The 17,154-nt window shown below is 62.3% G+C and carries 14 protein-coding genes and 1 riboswitch; of the genes, 6 read left to right on the top strand and 8 right to left on the bottom strand.

The annotated features are described in order from the left end of the window. The first annotated feature begins 4 nt into the window (after positions 1–4). Positions 5–1,921: an SLC13 family permease gene (locus tag KEM63_RS02120; protein WP_223654565.1), complete on the top strand. Its 1,917-nt coding sequence runs from the start codon at positions 5–7 to the stop codon at positions 1,919–1,921. A gap of 117 nt (positions 1,922–2,038) precedes the next feature. Then, positions 2,039–3,958, top strand: a complete 1,920-nt coding sequence (locus KEM63_RS02115; protein WP_223654563.1) for a sensor domain-containing diguanylate cyclase — start codon at positions 2,039–2,041, stop codon at positions 3,956–3,958. 14 nt (positions 3,959–3,972) lie between these two features. On the opposite strand, the gene KEM63_RS02110 is transcribed toward KEM63_RS02115, so the two are convergent. The 7 genes from KEM63_RS02110 to tkt all read right to left on the bottom strand — a co-directional run bounded on the left by KEM63_RS02110 (position 3,973) and on the right by tkt (position 11,505). Next, on the bottom strand, positions 3,973–5,073 hold the full coding sequence (locus KEM63_RS02110) for a PQQ-dependent sugar dehydrogenase (protein WP_223654555.1): 1,101 nt from the start codon (positions 5,071–5,073) through the stop codon (positions 3,973–3,975). 20 nt (positions 5,074–5,093) lie between these two features. Then, on the bottom strand, positions 5,094–5,567 hold the full coding sequence (locus KEM63_RS02105; protein ID WP_223654554.1) for a hypothetical protein: 474 nt from the start codon (positions 5,565–5,567) through the stop codon (positions 5,094–5,096). 38 nt (positions 5,568–5,605) lie between these two features. Beyond that, positions 5,606–5,881 (bottom strand): hypothetical protein, encoded by a 276-nt coding sequence (locus KEM63_RS02100; protein WP_223654553.1) that lies wholly within the window; start codon positions 5,879–5,881, stop codon positions 5,606–5,608. A gap of 48 nt (positions 5,882–5,929) precedes the next feature. Continuing rightward, the gene (gene fba, locus KEM63_RS02095; protein ID WP_223654552.1) at positions 5,930–6,994 is read right to left on the bottom strand and encodes a class II fructose-bisphosphate aldolase; all 1,065 of its coding nucleotides are present in this window, start codon (positions 6,992–6,994) and stop codon (positions 5,930–5,932) included. Positions 6,995–7,083: 89 nt separating this feature from the next. Then, the gene (locus KEM63_RS02090; RefSeq protein WP_223654551.1) at positions 7,084–8,262 is read right to left on the bottom strand and encodes a phosphoglycerate kinase; all 1,179 of its coding nucleotides are present in this window, start codon (positions 8,260–8,262) and stop codon (positions 7,084–7,086) included. Positions 8,263–8,381: 119 nt separating this feature from the next. Continuing rightward, the gene (epd, locus tag KEM63_RS02085; RefSeq protein ID WP_223654550.1) at positions 8,382–9,425 is read right to left on the bottom strand and encodes an erythrose-4-phosphate dehydrogenase; all 1,044 of its coding nucleotides are present in this window, start codon (positions 9,423–9,425) and stop codon (positions 8,382–8,384) included. Positions 9,426–9,507: 82 nt separating this feature from the next. After that, complete coding sequence (tkt, locus tag KEM63_RS02080; RefSeq protein ID WP_223654549.1) at positions 9,508–11,505, bottom strand: transketolase; 1,998 nt, start codon at positions 11,503–11,505, stop codon at positions 9,508–9,510. 206 nt (positions 11,506–11,711) lie between these two features. Here tkt and KEM63_RS02075 point away from each other — a divergent pair, with 206 nt between their 5' ends. Further along, positions 11,712–12,698, top strand: a complete 987-nt coding sequence (locus KEM63_RS02075; RefSeq protein WP_223654548.1) for an ArsR/SmtB family transcription factor — start codon at positions 11,712–11,714, stop codon at positions 12,696–12,698. 14 nt (positions 12,699–12,712) lie between these two features. Next, entirely contained in the window at positions 12,713–13,897 is a 1,185-nt protein-coding gene (gene metK, locus KEM63_RS02070; RefSeq protein WP_223654546.1) for a methionine adenosyltransferase, read from the top strand. Between the two features lie 100 nt (positions 13,898–13,997). Here metK and KEM63_RS02065 read toward each other — a convergent pair whose 3' ends face one another. Next, a complete protein-coding gene (locus KEM63_RS02065) occupies positions 13,998–14,459 on the bottom strand; it encodes a c-type cytochrome (protein WP_223654544.1) in 462 nt (153 codons plus the stop codon). Between the two features lie 89 nt (positions 14,460–14,548). Then, a riboswitch (S-adenosyl-L-homocysteine riboswitch) is annotated at positions 14,549–14,766 on the top strand. Between the two features lie 21 nt (positions 14,767–14,787). On the opposite strand from KEM63_RS02065, the gene ahcY reads away from it, so the two are divergent. Both ahcY and metF read left to right on the top strand, forming a co-directional pair. Then, positions 14,788–16,194, top strand: coding sequence for an adenosylhomocysteinase (gene ahcY, locus KEM63_RS02060; RefSeq protein WP_223654542.1), 1,407 nt, complete (start codon positions 14,788–14,790; stop codon positions 16,192–16,194). A gap of 104 nt (positions 16,195–16,298) precedes the next feature. Further along, positions 16,299–17,147: a methylenetetrahydrofolate reductase [NAD(P)H] gene (gene metF / locus KEM63_RS02055; RefSeq protein WP_223654535.1), complete on the top strand. Its 849-nt coding sequence runs from the start codon at positions 16,299–16,301 to the stop codon at positions 17,145–17,147. Positions 17,148–17,154 lie beyond the last annotated feature (7 nt).

The following is a 17,154-nucleotide window of genomic DNA, read 5'->3' as shown; positions in this document are numbered from 1 at the left end:
GTTGATGACCCACCAGCAGATAGCCATTTTCATCATCCTTGCCGCGACCATTGGCCTGTTTCTCTGGGGTCGCTGGCGCCATGACATCGTCGCACTGGCTGCCCTGCTGGCTTGCGTCCTGGCTGGCCTCACACCGTCCGACCAGGCCTTCGACGGCTTTTCCAACCCGGCCGTCATCACCGTTGCCGCCGTGCTGGTGTTGAGCAAGGGACTGCAGAGCAGTGGTGCGGTCGAAGCCATGGCGCAGCGCATTCTGCCGCAGCGCGGCCGTCTGCTGCCGAGCCTGGCGATGCTGGTCGGGCTTGGCGCCACGCTGTCGGCGTTCATGAACAACGTCGGTGCCATGGCGCTGCTCATGCCAATCGCCATGCAACTGGCCAATCGACAGAACCTGCCGCCGGGCAAGGTGCTCATGCCGCTGGCGTTCGGCACGATACTGGGCGGCATGACCACGTTGATTGGGACACCGCCAAACCTGATCGTCTCCAACTTCCGGCGCAGCGCGACGGAAGTACCCTTCGACATGTTCGACTTCCTGCCGGTCGGCGGCGGTATCGCGCTGATCGGTGTGCTGATGTGCGTCTTCCTCGGACGCTGGCTGGTGCCGTCGCGCGCGCGTGCCGACGAGGGCAGCTTTGACACCGGGACCTACCTTACCGAGGTGCACATCGGTGAAGGCGCCAAAGCAGTCGGCCGGACGCTTGGCGACATCGAGAAGCGCCTCGACGAGTTCGATGCGCAGATTGTCGGCCTGGTACGCAATGATTTCCGCGTGTCGGCACCCTACCCGGGCCGGCGCCTGCAGGCCGGCGACATTCTGGTGATCGAGTCGGACCCTGAAGGCCTAGGCGCCACGCTGACCCGGCTGGGTCTGAAGCTCGAAGAGGCCGTACCCACCACGTCGCAGGAAGCCGAAACAGAGCATGGCGAAGACAGCTCGGCAGACACGGCAGGCGACGCGGTCGACTCGGCGATACTGGGTTCGCGCAAGGGCGATGAAGAGACCGGAGAGCAGCCCGAACAGGCCAATGGCAAGGACGGAGAAGAGCGCAAGACGACCCACGAAGACGTCGTCATTCAGGAACTGGTCGTCCAGCCCGGGGCGCCGGTGATCGGTCGGAGCGCGTCGGACCTGCAGATTCGCACGCGGTTCAGCATCAATCTGCTGGCTATCTCCCGGAAGGGGCATCGCTCCATCCGCCGGCTGCGCTGGACAACGCTTCAGGCTGGAGACGTATTGCTGATGCAGGGCCTGCCCGAGGCGATATCCGGTTTTGCCAACGAGTTTCACTGCGTGCCACTGGCACAACGGCCAATCCTGATTCCTGACGGCCGCAAGGCGTCACTTGCACTGGGTATCATGGCAGCGGCAGTGCTGCTCGCCGCCTTTGATGTCCTGCCGGTGGCCGTGGCATTCACAGCAGGCGTGCTGCTGTTCATGTTGACCAAGGCCATTCCGCTGCGCCAGGTCTATGAGTCCATCGACTGGCCGATCGTCGTACTGCTCGGGGCGATGTTCCCACTCGCCAATGCCATGGCGGACACCGGGGCTGCGGACCTGTTGGCACGCTCGCTGCTCGCGCAGATTGGTGAGCTCCATCCGGCGTTCACCATCGGGGTGGTCATGCTGGTTACCATGACGCTGTCGGACTTCATGAACAACGCTGCCACCGCCGCGGTGATGTGCCCCATCGCGCTGGGCATTGCCAATCAGATGGGCGTCAACCCCGACAGCCTGCTGATGGCCGTGGCGATTGGGGCATCCTGCGCCTTCCTCACGCCCATCGGCCATCAGAACAATACCCTTATTCTCGGACCTGGCGGCTTCGGCTTCGGCGATTACTGGCGCCTGGGCCTGCCCATGGAACTGATGGTGCTGCTGGTCGGCGTCCCGCTGCTGATGTGGGTCTGGCCGTTGTAATTCCGCCCGGCACGGATGCCAGTATTTCGATATCATTTGACGTGGTTTTGGCCCGCCGCCTATAGTTCCGCCACCGCCCCAGCAGGCGGATCAAGCCGATGCTCTTAGGGATGAGACATGCACAAGGCGCCAGGGTCAGCGGGCACTGACCGATCCTGCGGTGAAAGCCGCCAAGCCCGATTTGCTCATGCAGCCGCCGCAGCGAGACGGCTGACGGCAGCCTTCCGGCTGCTGATGCTGTTGCTCATGTTCTGCGGTGGCGGATTCTGGGCGGCTGCGGCGACTGCCGAACCCGCAGTACTCGAACTCGGGGATCAGGCGCAGGTCAACCTTCACCCTTACCTGGCCTACACCAGAACCTCGCGTGACGCCGGCTTTGCGCAGCTGGAGCACGGCTCGCCCGTCTGGAGCCTGGCGTCCAATCGTGACGATCTCAACTTCGGTTATACGCCCGAAGCGGTCTGGCTCAAGCTGCGGGTACGCTCCAGCTCCGACGAACCCGCTTCCTGGCGCCTGCACTTTGGCTATTCGTCACTGGATCGCCTCGAACTCCACGAGGGGACTGCACCGCCGCGCTTGAGTGGCGATACGGTCAAGCTGACCCAACGCGATACCCGCACCCGGGATCCGGTATTCCAGCTGCGTCTGGCGCCCGGCGAGGAGCGGACGCTATACATCCGCGCGATCTCGGACGGAAGCCTCACGCTCAATTCGCAGATCTGGTCGGCGACGGCGTTCGCTGACTTCAACGAAGCGTCCACTTCCCTCATCACGCTGTATCTGGGCATGCTCCTTGCGCTGGCGGCCTACAATCTCCTGCTGCTTACCGTGTTGCGCGAGCGGGCCTATCTGCTCTATGTATGCTTTGCGATCAGCTTCGGACTTGGCGCGCTGGCCTTTACCGGCATGGGTGCCCGCTATGTCTGGCCGGAAGCCGGCGAATGGGGCAATCGCCTGTTGCCCTTTGCGCTCTGCCTGTCCGGTACCATCGGCACCCTCTTCGTCCGGCATTTTCTGAACACGGCAGTCTGGCTGCCGCGCTGGGATCGGGTCGCGCACGTCGTTGCCTGGAGCTGCATGCTGCTCACCCTCTCCAGTCTGGTCCTGCCGGTGCGCTGGGTAATTCCGGCGATGTCGCTGATCGGGCTTGCCGGTGCGCTGGTCATGATGGGCTGCCTGGTCCAGGCCGCTCGGCTACGCATTCCGGGCGCCCGGATATTCCTGCTCGCCTGGTGCGTATTGATCAGTGGTGTGGTGTTGCTGGCGCTGCGCAATTTCGGTCTTCTGCCTTCGAACATGCTCACCACCTACGCGATGTATCTGGGCTCGGCGCTGGAGCTGCTGTTGTTGTCCTTTGCCCTGGCGGCGCGGCTCGACACGCTCAAGGAGCAGACGCAGCAGGCGCAGCAAAGGGCGCTGGCGGTACAGGGTGAGCTGGTCGAGACATTGCGTCAGCATGAGCTGGAACTGGAAGCGCGCGTGAGCGAGCGGACCGCTGAACTGGCCGAAGCCAACGCGCGGCTCGAATCCATGGCCATGCAGGATCCTCTCACCGGCCTGGCCAATCGTAACGCGCTGGAACGTCATCTCGATCATGCCTTGAGACGCACCCAGCGCCGCAATGAGTATCTGGCCGCCATGCTGGTCGATCTGGACGGGTTCAAGCAGATCAATGATCAGCTGGGTCATGAGACCGGCGATACTGTGCTGCGCTGCATCGGCGAGCGTCTCAGGGCTCTGGGGCGGGACGCCGACTTCATCGCGCGGCTTGGCGGCGATGAGTTCGTACTGATCGCCGAAGGCATCACCGGGCGTGAACAGGCGCACTATATTGCCGAGCGCTTCCTCGACGGGTTGAGTTTACCGATCGAAATCGAGGGGCATAGCATTTCCGTGGGAGCCAGCATTGGCGTAGCGCTAACCCGCTCTGCCGAGCCTGACATGGCACTGTTGCTGCGCCAGGCGGACATGGCCATGTACACCCGCAAGCGCAGCGGGCGACACGGCGTGAGCTTCTTCAGCGAAGCGGTAGCCTGAGCCACCGCAGCCGATTAGTCGCGATGGATGCGGATGACCTGCCCGTTTTCTGCATCGGTCAGCAGATAAACAGCGCCGTCCGGACCGGTGCGCACATCCCGGATACGTGCGCCGATCTCTTCGAACAGTGACTCCTGCTCCACTTCCTTTCGGCCATCCAGACGCACCCGGCGAACCTCCTGCGCGGCCAGTGTGGAGATCAGCAGATCACCGTTCCACTCGGGAAACATGTCACCGCGGTACAGGGTCATGCCGGACGGAGCGATCGACGGCTTCCACATGACGATCGAGTCTTCCATGCCCTCGAGCTGCTCGTGGGGGCTGATCACCGCGCCGCTGTAGTCAACGCCGTGGGTCGCCTTCGGCCATCCATAGTTTTTCCCGGCTTCGATGATGTTGATCTCATCCCCGCCGCGAGGGCCATGTTCATGCGCGATGAGCCGGTTACCGGCGTTGTCGTAGACGATGCCCTGAACGTTGCGGTGGCCGATGCTGTACAGCTCCGGACGGGCGTCCTGCCGGCCGACGTAGGGATTGTCCTCGGGTGCACCACCGTTTCGATCGAGCCGGACGATGGAGCCGATATGATTTCCTCGGTTCTGCGCCTCTTCCCGATAGGTGAAGCCATCGCCGAGCCCCATCACCAGGGTATTATCGGGCAGGAAAGCGATACGCCCGCCGTAGTGGGCACCTCCTTCCTTGGCCGGCTCGACCCGGAACACTTCGGTCACATCCGCCAACAGATTGTCCTGCAGACGGGCGCTGATCAGACAGGTGTGATTGGCGCTGGCGGTCCCGCAGGCGTAGCTGATGAACAGACGCCCGTTTTCCTCGTACTCGGGGTCGAGCGCAACCTCGAACAGCCCCGCCTGACTCTGATTGAACACCTCGGGAAGGCCTTCTACCGGCTCGTCCCGAAGCGCGCCGGATTCATCGATGATCCTCAGGCGGCCTGGCTTTTCGGTAACCAGCATCCGACCGTCCGGTAGAAATGCCAGTGACCAGGGAAACTCGAGACCCTCGGCGACCACGGTCGTCTGGTAATCGGCTGCCTGTGCACCGAGACTCGTAGCGAGCCCGACGGCCAGCAGCAGCGCGTTGCGCTTATAGAACATGGGAACCTCTCCTGACTCTGTTAACCCAGTACGCGCAGACCCCGCCGCGCTTTCGGCCTGGTGATCAGGCCGAACAAGGCGCTGCCTATACCCACGACAGCCATGATGGCGAGCGTGCCTGCCCACTCGCGGGTAGCGGCTATGAGGACCGGTGGAGGCGCGTACCAGTCGAGTGCCCGGAACGCGACCAGGATGCCAACTGCTCCGGCCAGAAAAAACACGATCACGCGCATGGGCTTGAGGACGCGGCTGACGACCTCGGCTGCCGGCAGGGCGAAGAGGAAACTGACGCCGACCAGCAGGGTCATGAGCGGAGTGAAGCGAAGCAGATCGTGCCCGGTGGCCTGCAGTCGATCATCGGTCGAGATCGGCGTGTCGATGGCGGTGAGATCGGCGAGATTGACCTGCGTCTGAACGAGGGTACCCAGCACCACCGAAATCAGTACGGCAAGCAGGAAAACCAGAATGATTCGAACGATGGACAGCACTGACATGTTTCCTTGTGTCTGTGTGGTAGGTCGAACGTCGCGCCTCAGCGCTCTTCACCGGGCAAGGCCGGCAACTGTCGCAACTCGCGCTCGTAAGCGTCGAGGTCGAACGGTTGGTCCGATTCAAGCATCACGCTGATACGGTGCGCCAGCACCTGGGCCATCAGATCGAGGCTGTCCTCGCGGCTGTAACCCACCAGCGCCAGCATGTTCAAGGTCGCCTGCGCCGCTTCGGGCTGATTGGCGGCCAGCTGATTTTCAACGGCCTCTACCAGCTTCTGATGCGCGAAGGCATCCTCGGTGTCGTCAGAGTCGTGCATCAACCTGTTGCTCCATGCAAGAGCGGGGGCTGAGCCCCCGCATCGGCCTCAGTTGACCTTGGGATCCAGCTCGCCCCGGCTGTAGCGGGTCGACATGGCTTCCAGGCTGATCGGCTTGATCTTCGAGGCATTCCCGGCGGTACCGAAAGCTTCGTACCGGGCGATACAGATGTCGCGCATGGCGTCGACGGTCTTGGCCAGGTACTTGCGCGGGTCGAACTCGCTGGGATTCTTCGCCATGAACTGGCGGATGGCACCGGTAGAGGCCAGACGCAGGTCGGTGTCGATATTGACCTTGCGCACGCCATGCTTGATGCCCTCGACGATCTCCTCGACAGGCACACCGTAGGTTTCGTTGATCTGACCGCCGTACTCGTTGATGATCGCCAGCCACTCCTGCGGAACAGAGGACGAACCGTGCATGACCAGATGGGTATCGGGAATGCGCTGGTGGATTTCCTTGATACGCTGGATCGACAGGGTGTCGCCTGTCGGCGGCTTGGTGAACTTGTAGGCACCGTGGCTGGTACCGATGGCGATGGCCAGCGCGTCGACGCCGGTCTGCTTGACGAAGTCGGCCGCTTCTTCCGGATCGGTCAGCAGCTGGCTGTGATCGAGCACGCCCTCTGCACCGATACCGTCTTCCTCGCCGGCCATGCCGGTTTCCAGACTTCCCAGACAACCCAGCTCACCTTCCACGGAGATACCGCAAGCATGGGCGATTTCGACAGTGCGACGGGTGACGTCGACGTTGTATTCATAGCTGGTCGGCGTCTTGCCGTCTTCACCCAGCGAGCCATCCATCATCACCGATGAAAAGCCCAGCTGGATCGAGCGCTGGCACACAGAGGGGCTGGTGCCGTGATCCTGGTGCATGACGACCGGGATGTGAGGCCATTCTTCCACTGCTGCGAGAATCAGATGGCGAAGAAACGGTGCACCGGCGTATTTGCGGGCACCGGCAGAGGCCTGGACGATCACCGGAGAGTCGGTCTTGTCAGCGGCTTCCATGATGGCGCGCATCTGTTCCAGGTTGTTGACGTTGAAGGCCGGCACGCCGTAGCTGTACTCGGCGGCGTGGTCCAGCAACTGGCGCAAGCTGATAAGTGCCATTGAATGTTCTCCCGAAGGTGGTGCTAAAAGGGTAAAGCCTGCCGCTCAGGGGCAGGCGTACAAAAGGACGGCGTTAAGCCGCCTGGCTGTTACAGGTCGACGCTGCCCTTGGCTGCCCGCTCCTCCAGAACTTCGACCGCTGGCAGGACCTTGCCCTCGACGAATTCGAGGAAGGCGCCACCACCAGTGGAAATATAGGAGATGCGGTCAGCCACGCCATATTTGTCGATCGCCGCGAGGGTGTCGCCCCCGCCCGCGATGGAAAACGCCGGGCTCTCGGCAATCGCCAGTGCCAGCGCCTTGGTACCTTCACCGAACTGATCGAATTCGAACACCCCTACCGGGCCGTTCCAGAGAATGGTACCGGAAGACTTGAGCAGCTCGGCGAACTGGGCAGCGGTCTGCGGCCCGATATCGAGGATCATCTCGTCCTCGGCCACGTCGTTGACCGACTTCACCACGGCCTCGGCGTCTTCGGCAAAGGCTTTGGCGACCACGACGTCAACCGGCAACGGCACGCTGACCTTGGCCGCAATCGCCTTGGCAGTATCGAGCAGATCGGCTTCATGGAGTGATTTGCCTACCGGATAACCAGCCGCAGCCAGAAAGGTATTGGCAATGCCCCCACCGACGATCAACTGGTCGCACTTGTCGGCCAGTGCAGTGAGCACGTCAAGCTTGGTAGAGACCTTGGAACCGGCGACGATCGCGGCCATCGGGCGGGCGGGCTTGTCCAGCGCCTTTTCAAGCGCCTCGAGCTCGGCGGCCAGCAGCGGGCCGGCGCAGGCGACCTTGGCGAACCTGGCAACGCCATGGGTGGAACCCTGTGCGCGATGCGCGGTGCCAAAGGCATCCATGACGAAGATGTCGCAAAGCGACGCGTATTCCTGGGCCAGCTCGTCGTCGTTCTTCTTTTCGCCCTTGTTGAAGCGGACATTTTCCAGCAGAACCACCTGACCGGGCTCCACCTGAACACCGGCGAGATAATCGCGCACCAGCGGCACATCCATACCCAGCGCCTGGCTCAGGTACGCAGCCACTGGAGCCAGACTGTTTTCTTCACTGAACACACCCTCTTCGGGGCGGCCAAGATGCGAGCAGACGATGACTGCGGCACCCTTTTCCAGAGCCAGGCGAATGGTCGGCAGCGCCGCCTGAATCCGCGCATCGCTCTTGATCTGGCCGTCCTTGACCGGCACGTTCAGGTCCTCGCGAATCAACACACGCTGTCCCTTGAGGTCCAGCTCGCTCATGCTCAGTACGCTCATATTGGCTCCTTGTAGATAAATCGGTGTGTCTGCATCCCTGGGATGGGCGTCACGACGGGCACTTTGATATCGATTGGCTTTTAATCGGGGACCGATCTATCCGGACCCCGGAAGCCGTCTCAAGTTCCCTCTCTCAGCCCCAGCCAATAGCCCGCCACATCAAGCATGCGATTGGCAAAACCCCACTCGTTGTCGAACCAGACCAGCAGGTTGACCAGTCGCGGGCCGGACACCAGCGTCTGGCTGCCATCGACGATCGCCGAGTGCGGATCGTGGTTGAAATCACAGCTGGCGTGGGGAAGTTCGCTGTAGGCGACCAGGCCCTTGAGCGGACCAGCTGCGGCCTCGGCCAGCAAGCGGTTGATCTCCTGCGCACTGGTGTCGCGGGATACCAGCAGCGTCATGTCCAGGGCCGATACGTTGACCGTCGGCACCCGTACCGCCTTGGCCTGTATGCGACCGGCAAGCTCGGGCAACAGACGCTCGATGCCACGGGCCAGACCGGTCGACACAGGAATGATCGACTGAAAGGCCGATCGCGTGCGCCGCAGATCGCTATCGTGATACGCGTCGATGACCGGCTGGTCGTTCATCGCCGAATGAATGGTGGTGATGGACACGAATTCCAGACCCAACGCCCCATCGAGCAGCTTGAGCAACGGCACGCTGCAATTGGTCGTGCAGGAGGCGTTGGACACCAGACGGGCCGCTGGCGAGAGCTGTGTATGGTTGACGCCGTATACCAGCGTCGCATCGATTGCTGCCTCGCTGGCCATCGGCTGGGAAAACAGCACCCGCGGTACGCCCGCATCGACAAAGCGCTGACCCTGCTCGCGCGTGGTGTAGCGTCCGGAGCATTCGAGCACCAGGTCCACACCCATGCCTGCCCAGTCGACCGCTTCCGGTTCGGCCTGGCGCAGCACACTGATTCGACGCGCATCGATCTGCAGCTTGCCGTCTTCCAGGCGCACCTCGCCCGGAAAGCGTCCATGGGTGGAGTCGAAACGAGTGAGGTATTCGATACTGGCCGGATCGGCGATGTCGTTGAGCGCGACGATATCGATACCCTGATCGCCGCGTTCATGCCAGGCGCGCAGGATGCAGCGACCGATGCGGCCGTAGCCGTTCAATGCAATGCGGAAGGACGACCGGGATGTGGGCATGGGCTACCGTGGTTGGCCATCGACCGGGGTCGGGCCAGGCGCGTCAAGATCACGTCTGGCCCGACCCGTCGCCGACAGCAGATTAGTCTTCGAGCAGCTCTTCTGCGACTGCGAGAATGTTGTCGACCGTGAAGCCGAACTCCTCGAACAGTACGCCAGCCGGTGCCGATTCACCGAAGGTGTTGACGCCGATTACCCGGCCATCGAGCCCCACATACTTGTACCAGTAGTCAGGGTGCGCCGCTTCGATTGCAATGCGCGCGCCGACTTCCACCGGCAGCACTTTCTGCCGATAGGCTGCGTCCTGCTGCTCGAACACGCTGGTACAGGGCATGGAGACCACGCGCACCTGGCGGCCCTGCTCGGCGAGTCTGGCCTGGGCCTGCATGGCCAGTCCGACTTCCGAGCCTGTGGCGATCAGGATCAGCTCCGGCTCGCCTTCGCAGTTCTTGAGGATGTAGCCACCTCGGGCGATCGCCGTCTCGGTCTCGTTGTCGCGAATGTGATAGGGCAGGTTCTGCCGCGAAAAGATCAACGCGCTGGGGCCGTCCTTGCGCTCGACCGCGTACTTCCAGGCCACCGCCGACTCGACGGTATCCGCCGGGCGCCAGGTATCCAGATTCGGCGTGGTGCGAAGGCTGGTCAGTTGTTCGACCGGCTGGTGAGTCGGGCCGTCTTCACCAAGACCGATCGAGTCATGGGTGAACACGTACAGCACGCGCTGCTTCATCAGCGCGGACATGCGCACCGCATTGCGCGCGTATTCCATGAACATCAGGAACGTGGCGCCGTAGGGGATCAGACCGCCGTGCAGGGCCAGGCCATTCATGATCGCGCTCATGCCGAACTCGCGGACACCGTAGTAAATGTAGTTGCCCGAGGCATCTTCCTGAACCACCGGTTTACAGCCCTTCCACAGGGTCAGGTTGGAACCGGCCAGGTCCGCCGAGCCGCCCAGCAGCTCGGGCAACAGCGGGCCGAAGGCGTTCAGGCAGTTCTGACTGGCCTTGCGGCTGGCGATGTTCTCGCCCTTGGTAGCCACGTCGCGAATAAAGGCTGATGCCTTTTCGGAGAAATCCAGCGGCAGTTCCCCGGCCATACGCCGCAGAAACTCGGTAGCCAGCTCGGGATACTCGGCCTTGTAGGCGGCGAAACGCTGGTCCCATTCGGACTCGGCACGGGCGCCGGCGTCCCGGGCATTCCACTCGGCATAAATGTCCGCCGGGATCTCGAACGGTCCGTGCTTCCAGCCCAGTGCCTCACGGGTAGCTGCCACTTCTGCATCGCCCAGGGCGGCGCCGTGGGACTCTTCCTTGCCCTGCTTGTTTGGCGAGCCGAAGCCGATGATGGTCTTGCAGCAGATCAACGTCGGCTGACTGCTCCTGCGCGCGGTTTCCAGCGCCATCTTGATCTCGTCGGCGTCGTGCCCGTTGACGTTGCGGATCACCTGCCAGCCATACGACTCGAAACGCTTGGGCGTGTCATCAGTAAACCAGCCATGCACTTCGCCATCGATGGAGATACCGTTGTCATCGTAAAAACCGATCAGCTTGCTCAGGCCCAGCGTGCCGGCCAGCGAGCACACTTCGTGGGAGATGCCTTCCATCAGACAGCCGTCGCCCATGAACACGTAGGTGTGATGATCGACCACGTCATGTCCGGGACGATTGAACTGCGCAGCCATGATCTTCTCGGCCAGGGCAAAGCCCACCGCATTCGCCAGGCCCTGGCCCAGCGGACCGGTCGTCGTCTCGACGCCCGGCGCATAGCCGAACTCCGGGTGACCAGGCGTCTTGCTGTGCAGCTGGCGGAAATCCTTGAGATCGTCGACAGAGAGGTCATAGCCGGTCAGATGCAGCAGCGAATAGATGAGCATCGAGCCGTGCCCGTTGGACAACACGAAGCGATCGCGGTCCGCCCAGTTCGGATTGGCCGGGTTGTGCTTGAGGTAATCACGCCAGAGTACTTCGGCGATGTCCGCCATGCCCATTGGCGCACCGGGATGGCCGCTATTGGCTTTCTGCACGGCATCCATGCTGAGGGCACGAATGGCATTGGCTCGGTCACGACGGCTGGGCATGAGGTACTCCTGAGACGGCAAGGCATGGGGCGGCCGACAAAAACCGGCGGCCATAGATAAGAGGGCGGCATTTTCGCGCAAACCGCGCCAGCGGGCAATCGAAACACGGGGTAGGAATCATCGGGCCATTACTGAAGCGCAACCTATATCAAAGTTTTTTGATATAGGCCTTGCGCAGCCCGGGATCCCTCACTACACTCGCCCGCATGACACACCTAGCCCTCGCACTCGAGCACAGCCACCAGTCCGACGCGCTGGCCAGCTTTTTCAAGGCCGCCGGCGACTCGCTGCGCCTGGATGTATTGCGTGCGCTGCGCAATGACTCGTTCGGCGTTCTGGAGCTGGCGCAGATATTCCGGATGCGTCAGTCGGGCATCAGCCATCACCTCAAGGTGCTGGCCAACGCAGGACTGGTAACTACCCGCCGCGAGGGCAACTCGATCTTCTATCGGCGCAGCCTGCCGGCGGGCGACGGATTACTCCAGCCCTTGCACCGTCAGCTGCTCGAGACGCTCGACACCGCGCCGCTGGCTGACGCGCTGCGCGCGGGCATCCAGCAGATTCACGCGCAGCGGGCCGATGTGTCCCGTGAGTTCTTTGCACGCTTCGCTGCCGGCAGCCCGGCGCAGCAGGATCTGATTGCGCATTTCGGGCTCTATCGCGAGCCGCTGCTGGCGCTGATCGATGAACTGGACCTGCCTCGCCGCGAACGAGTGATCGAAGTCGGCCCGGGCGAAGGTGGTTTTCTGCCGGACCTGGCAGCGCGGTTCGACCAGGTGCTGGCGCTGGACAACTCCGAGGCGATGCTCGACCGCGCGCGGCAGCACTGCGCGCAAGCAGGACTGAACACTGTCGAATGCCTGCTGGCCGATGCCCTGGCTCCGCTGCAAGTGCCGTTGGCGGACTGCCTGGTGTGCAACATGGTGCTGCATCACATGCCGGCGCCGGCTGAAGCGCTCAAACGCTTTGCCGCACTGCTCAAGCCTGGCGCCAGCCTGGTGCTCACTGAACTGTGCAGCCATGACCAGGTATGGGTGCGCGACAGCTGCGGCGACCTCTGGCTTGGCTTCGACCAGGAAGATCTGGCGCACTGGGCGGCCGATGCCGGCTTGTTGAATGGCCAAAGCGTTTATATCGGATTGCGCAACGGGTTTCAGATCCAGTTGCAGCAGTTCACCAAACCCGAACACTGAAGAGGGACGAACACATGAGCGATTATTCGATCTTCACCTCCGAATCGGTCTCCGAAGGCCATCCGGACAAGCTGGCCGACCAGATTTCCGATGCGGTGCTCGATGCCATCCTCGCCGAGGACAAGTTCGCCCGCGTGGCCTGCGAGACCATGGTGAAGACCGGTGTCGCCATCGTCGGTGGCGAGATCACCACCAGTGCCTGGGTGGATCTCGAGGACCTGGTCCGCAGCGTGATCAAGGACATCGGCTACACCTCTTCGGAAGTCGGTTACGACGCCGACACCTGCGGGGTGATCAACATCATCGGCAAACAGTCGCCGGATATCGCCCAGGGCGTCGACCGGCAGAAGCCGGAAGACCAGGGCGCGGGCGACCAGGGTCTGATGTTCGGCTACGCCAGCAACGAAACCGACGTACTGATGCCTGCACCAATCACCTTCGCCCACCGGCTGGTCGAGCGCCAGGCCGAAGCGCGCAAGCACGGTCTGCTGCCGTGGCTGCGCCCCGATGCCAAATCCCAGGTCACCTGCCGCTACGAAAACGGCAAGGTGGTGGGCATCGACGCCATCGTGCTGTCGACCCAGCACAATCCGGAGGTCAGCCAGGCTGATCTGCGCGAAGCGGTGATGGAGCTGATCGTCAAGCACGTCATTCCAGCCGAGCTGTTGACGGCCGATACGCAGTACCACATCAATCCGACCGGCAAGTTTGTCATCGGTGGACCGGTGGGCGACTGCGGCCTGACCGGTCGCAAGATCATCGTCGATACCTATGGCGGCATGGCCCGTCACGGCGGTGGCGCCTTCTCCGGCAAGGACCCGTCGAAGGTCGACCGCAGCGCGGCGTATGCCGGCCGCTATGTGGCGAAGAACATCGTCGCCGCCGGCCTGGCCGACAAGTGCGAAATCCAGGTCTCCTACGCCATCGGCGTGGCGCAGCCGACCTCGGTATCAATCAACACCTTCGGCACCGGCAAGCTTGCAGACGACACGATCATCAAGCTGGTCCGCGAGCACTTCGACCTGCGCCCGTATGCGATCACGCGCATGCTCGACCTGTTGCACCCGATGTACCGCGCCACCGCAGCATACGGCCACTTTGGTCGTAATCCGTTCGAGATGACGGTCAAGGGTGAAACCTTCACCGCTTTCCCGTGGGAGAGGACCGACAAGGTCGACGCGCTGCGGGCAGCGCTTTGAGGGCAGCGACAAGCTGAAAGCTGAAAGCTGAAAGAGTCTAATCCACTCGGAGTTTTGGCTTCCAGCCCTTGAGCCTACAGCCCAACGCGCCAAAGGCGCGTTACCGGCGGTACCCGTCGTGGCAGGCCTTGCAGGCCTGCTGTACCGCCTGAAGCGGTTCGCGGACATCTTCGGGCGAGTCGACACCCTCGCGAGCGGCTTCGGCCAGCCGGGCGGTAGCAGTCTGGAATTGCTCGATGCGCTCGGCGAAGCCGTCAGCATCGGACCAGACCGATTCGCGTACTGCGGTGGGCTGATCCGAATTGGCGGGATCTGGGAAGAAATGCCACGGCGCTTCGGCCTTTTCATCAAGCGCCAGGGCATGAACTGCAAAGGCCTCCGGGTCGAAGGCAATACGCCCGTTGAGCATGCCGGCCATGGGTTCGCTGTGTGACAGAAGTTGCTTGAAAGCAGCCTGACGCTTGCCTTCGGGCGAGTCCGGATCAGCTTCGCGACTGCAGCCAGCCAGCAGGCCCGCCAGCAGAACCGGCATGAGGAGTGAGAAGAGTGGGACGTGAGACATCGTTTCATTCCATGGAAATACCGGGCGCCATAATAGCGCGCCTGATGCGACAGAGCAGCGGACGCACCGAGCGTTCGCCATAAACGACCCCGACCGAGGGGCGCTGCAGCGAAGATTGAGGACGGCTGGTAGGGGTGAGGCCGAGCGACAATGTCGAACCGTCGGTGGCACGGATGCCACCGTCGAGCCCCCAAGGATGGGTTTACGGCGTGTTCGGTATTGTCGCTCGGCCTCCCCCCCCGGCACGGACCATCGATTTTTGTCAGGCTCGGCCGGACTGAACCTGAAATAACCGCGCCCATTCGCTGACTACGAATGGAGAACACGCATGAGTGCTGTGATGAACGATAAAGACTTCAATGACTACAAGGTCGCCGACATTTCCCTGGCCGACTGGGGCCGCCGCGAGATCATCATCGCCGAATCCGAGATGCCGGCTCTGATGGCGCTGCGCACCAAGTACGCCGGCGAGCAGCCGCTCAAGGGCGCAAACATCCTTGGCTGCATCCACATGACCATCCAGACCGCCGTGCTGATCGAAACGCTGACCGCGCTGGGCGCCGAAGTACGCTGGTCCTCCTGCAACATTTTCTCGACGCAGGATCAGGCCGCTGCTGCCATCGCAGCCGCCGGCATTCCCGTATTCGCCTGGAAGGGCGAAACCGAAGAGGAGTACGAGTGGTGCCTTGAGCAGACCATCCTCAAGGACGGCCAGCCGTGGGACGCCAACATGATCCTGGACGACGGCGGTGACCTGACCCAGATGTTGCACGACAAGTATCCGCAGGTACTCGAGCGGGTGCATGGCGTGACGGAAGAGACCACCACTGGTGTACATCGTCTGCAGGACATGCTGAAGAAGGGCACCCTGAAGATCCCGGCGATCAACGTCAACGATTCGGTGACCAAGAGCAAGAACGACAACAAGTACGGCTGCCGTCACAGCCTCAACGATGCCATCAAGCGCGCGACCGACCACCTGTTGTCGGGCAAGCAGGCGCTGGTCATCGGCTATGGCGACGTGGGCAAGGGCTCGGCTGCTTCGCTGCGCCAGGAAGGCATGATCGTCAAGGTCAGCGAAGTCGACCCGATCTGCGCCATGCAGGCCTGCATGGACGGCTACGAAGTCGTCTCCCCGTACAAGGACGGCATCAACGACGGTACCGATGGATGCGTCGACGCTGCGCTGCTGGGCAAGATCGACCTGCTGGTCACCACCACCGGTAACGCCAACGTCTGTGACGCCGGCATGCTCAAGGCGCTCAAGAAGCGCGCACTGGTGTGCAACATCGGTCACTTCGACAACGAGATCGATACCGCCTTCATGCGCAAGAACTGGGGCTGGGAAGAGGTCAAGCCGCAGGTTCACAAGATCCACCGCACCGGCAAGAACGTTGACGCTGCCAACGACGACTACCTGATCCTGCTCGCCGAAGGCCGCCTGGTGAACCTGGGCAACGCCACCGGCCACCCCAGCCGTATCATGGACGGCTCCTTTGCCAACCAGGTACTGGCGCAGATTCACCTGTTCAACGGTAAGTTTGCTGACCTGCCGGTTGCCGAAAAGACCAGGAACGTCACCGTCATGGTACTTCCGAAGAAGCTCGACGAAGAAGTCGCGGCGGAAATGGTCAAGGGTTTTGGCGGCGTCATCACTCGCCTGACCCAGACGCAGGCCGACTACATCGGCGTGGACGTCGAAGGCCCGTTCAAGCCGGAAACCTACCGGTACTAACCCAGCGGCAAGCGACGAGCTACAAGCTGCAAGCCGGGACGTGCCCTGGGCACCGACTGCTTGAAGCTTGCAGCTTGCGGCTTGAAGCTCAAGCGAGAAACAGGATGACCACTCAGAACTACAGCCGTGTCAGCTTCGAGTTCTTTCCGACCAAGACCGATGCCGGCCATGAAAAGCTGATGGCGGCGGCGGATGTATTGGCGCAGGAGAACCCGGAGTTCTTTTCCGTCACCTATGGCGCCGGCGGCTCTACCCGCGATCGGACGCGCAACACGGTGCTTCAGCTGGATCAGGAAGTGAAGGTGCCTACTGCACCGCACCTCTCCTGTGTAGGCGACTCCAAGGACGATTTGCGCACCCTGCTCAACGAATACCGTGAAGCCGGCATCAAACGCATTGTCGCACTGCGGGGCGACCTGCCCTCGGGCATGGGCCAGGCCTCCGGCGAGCTGCGTTACGCCAACGAACTGGTGGAGTTCATCCGCCAGGAAACCGGGGATCATTTCACCATCGAAGTCGCGGCCTACCCCGAAGCGCATCCACAGGCGCGCCATTTCGACGCGGACCTCGAACACTTCGTGCGCAAGGCCAGATCGGGCGCCGACAGCGCGATTACCCAATATTTCTTTAACGCCGACTGCTATTTCTACTTCGTCGAGCGGGTGCGCAAGGCCGGGGTGGAGATCCCGATCATTCCGGGCATCATGCCGATCACCAACTACAGCAAGCTGGCCCGATTTTCGGACGCCTGCGGCGCCGAGATTCCCCGCTGGATTCGCAAGCAGCTGGAGTCCTACGGTGATGACAGCGCCAGCATCGCCGCTTTCGGTACCGACGTGGTCACGGAAATGTGTCAGCAGTTGATTAAAGGTGGCGCACCGGCCCTGCACTTTTATACTCTGAACCAGGCCGAACCCAGCCTGGCGGTGTGGCGGAATCTGCGCACCGGCTAGGCGATTA

The sequence above is a fragment of the Halopseudomonas nanhaiensis genome (assembly GCF_020025155.1).
Taxonomy (GTDB): domain Bacteria; phylum Pseudomonadota; class Gammaproteobacteria; order Pseudomonadales; family Pseudomonadaceae; genus Halopseudomonas; species Halopseudomonas nanhaiensis.
The sequence above is the reverse complement of the archived record's forward strand: the minus strand, read 5'-3'. Positions and strand labels throughout refer to the sequence as shown.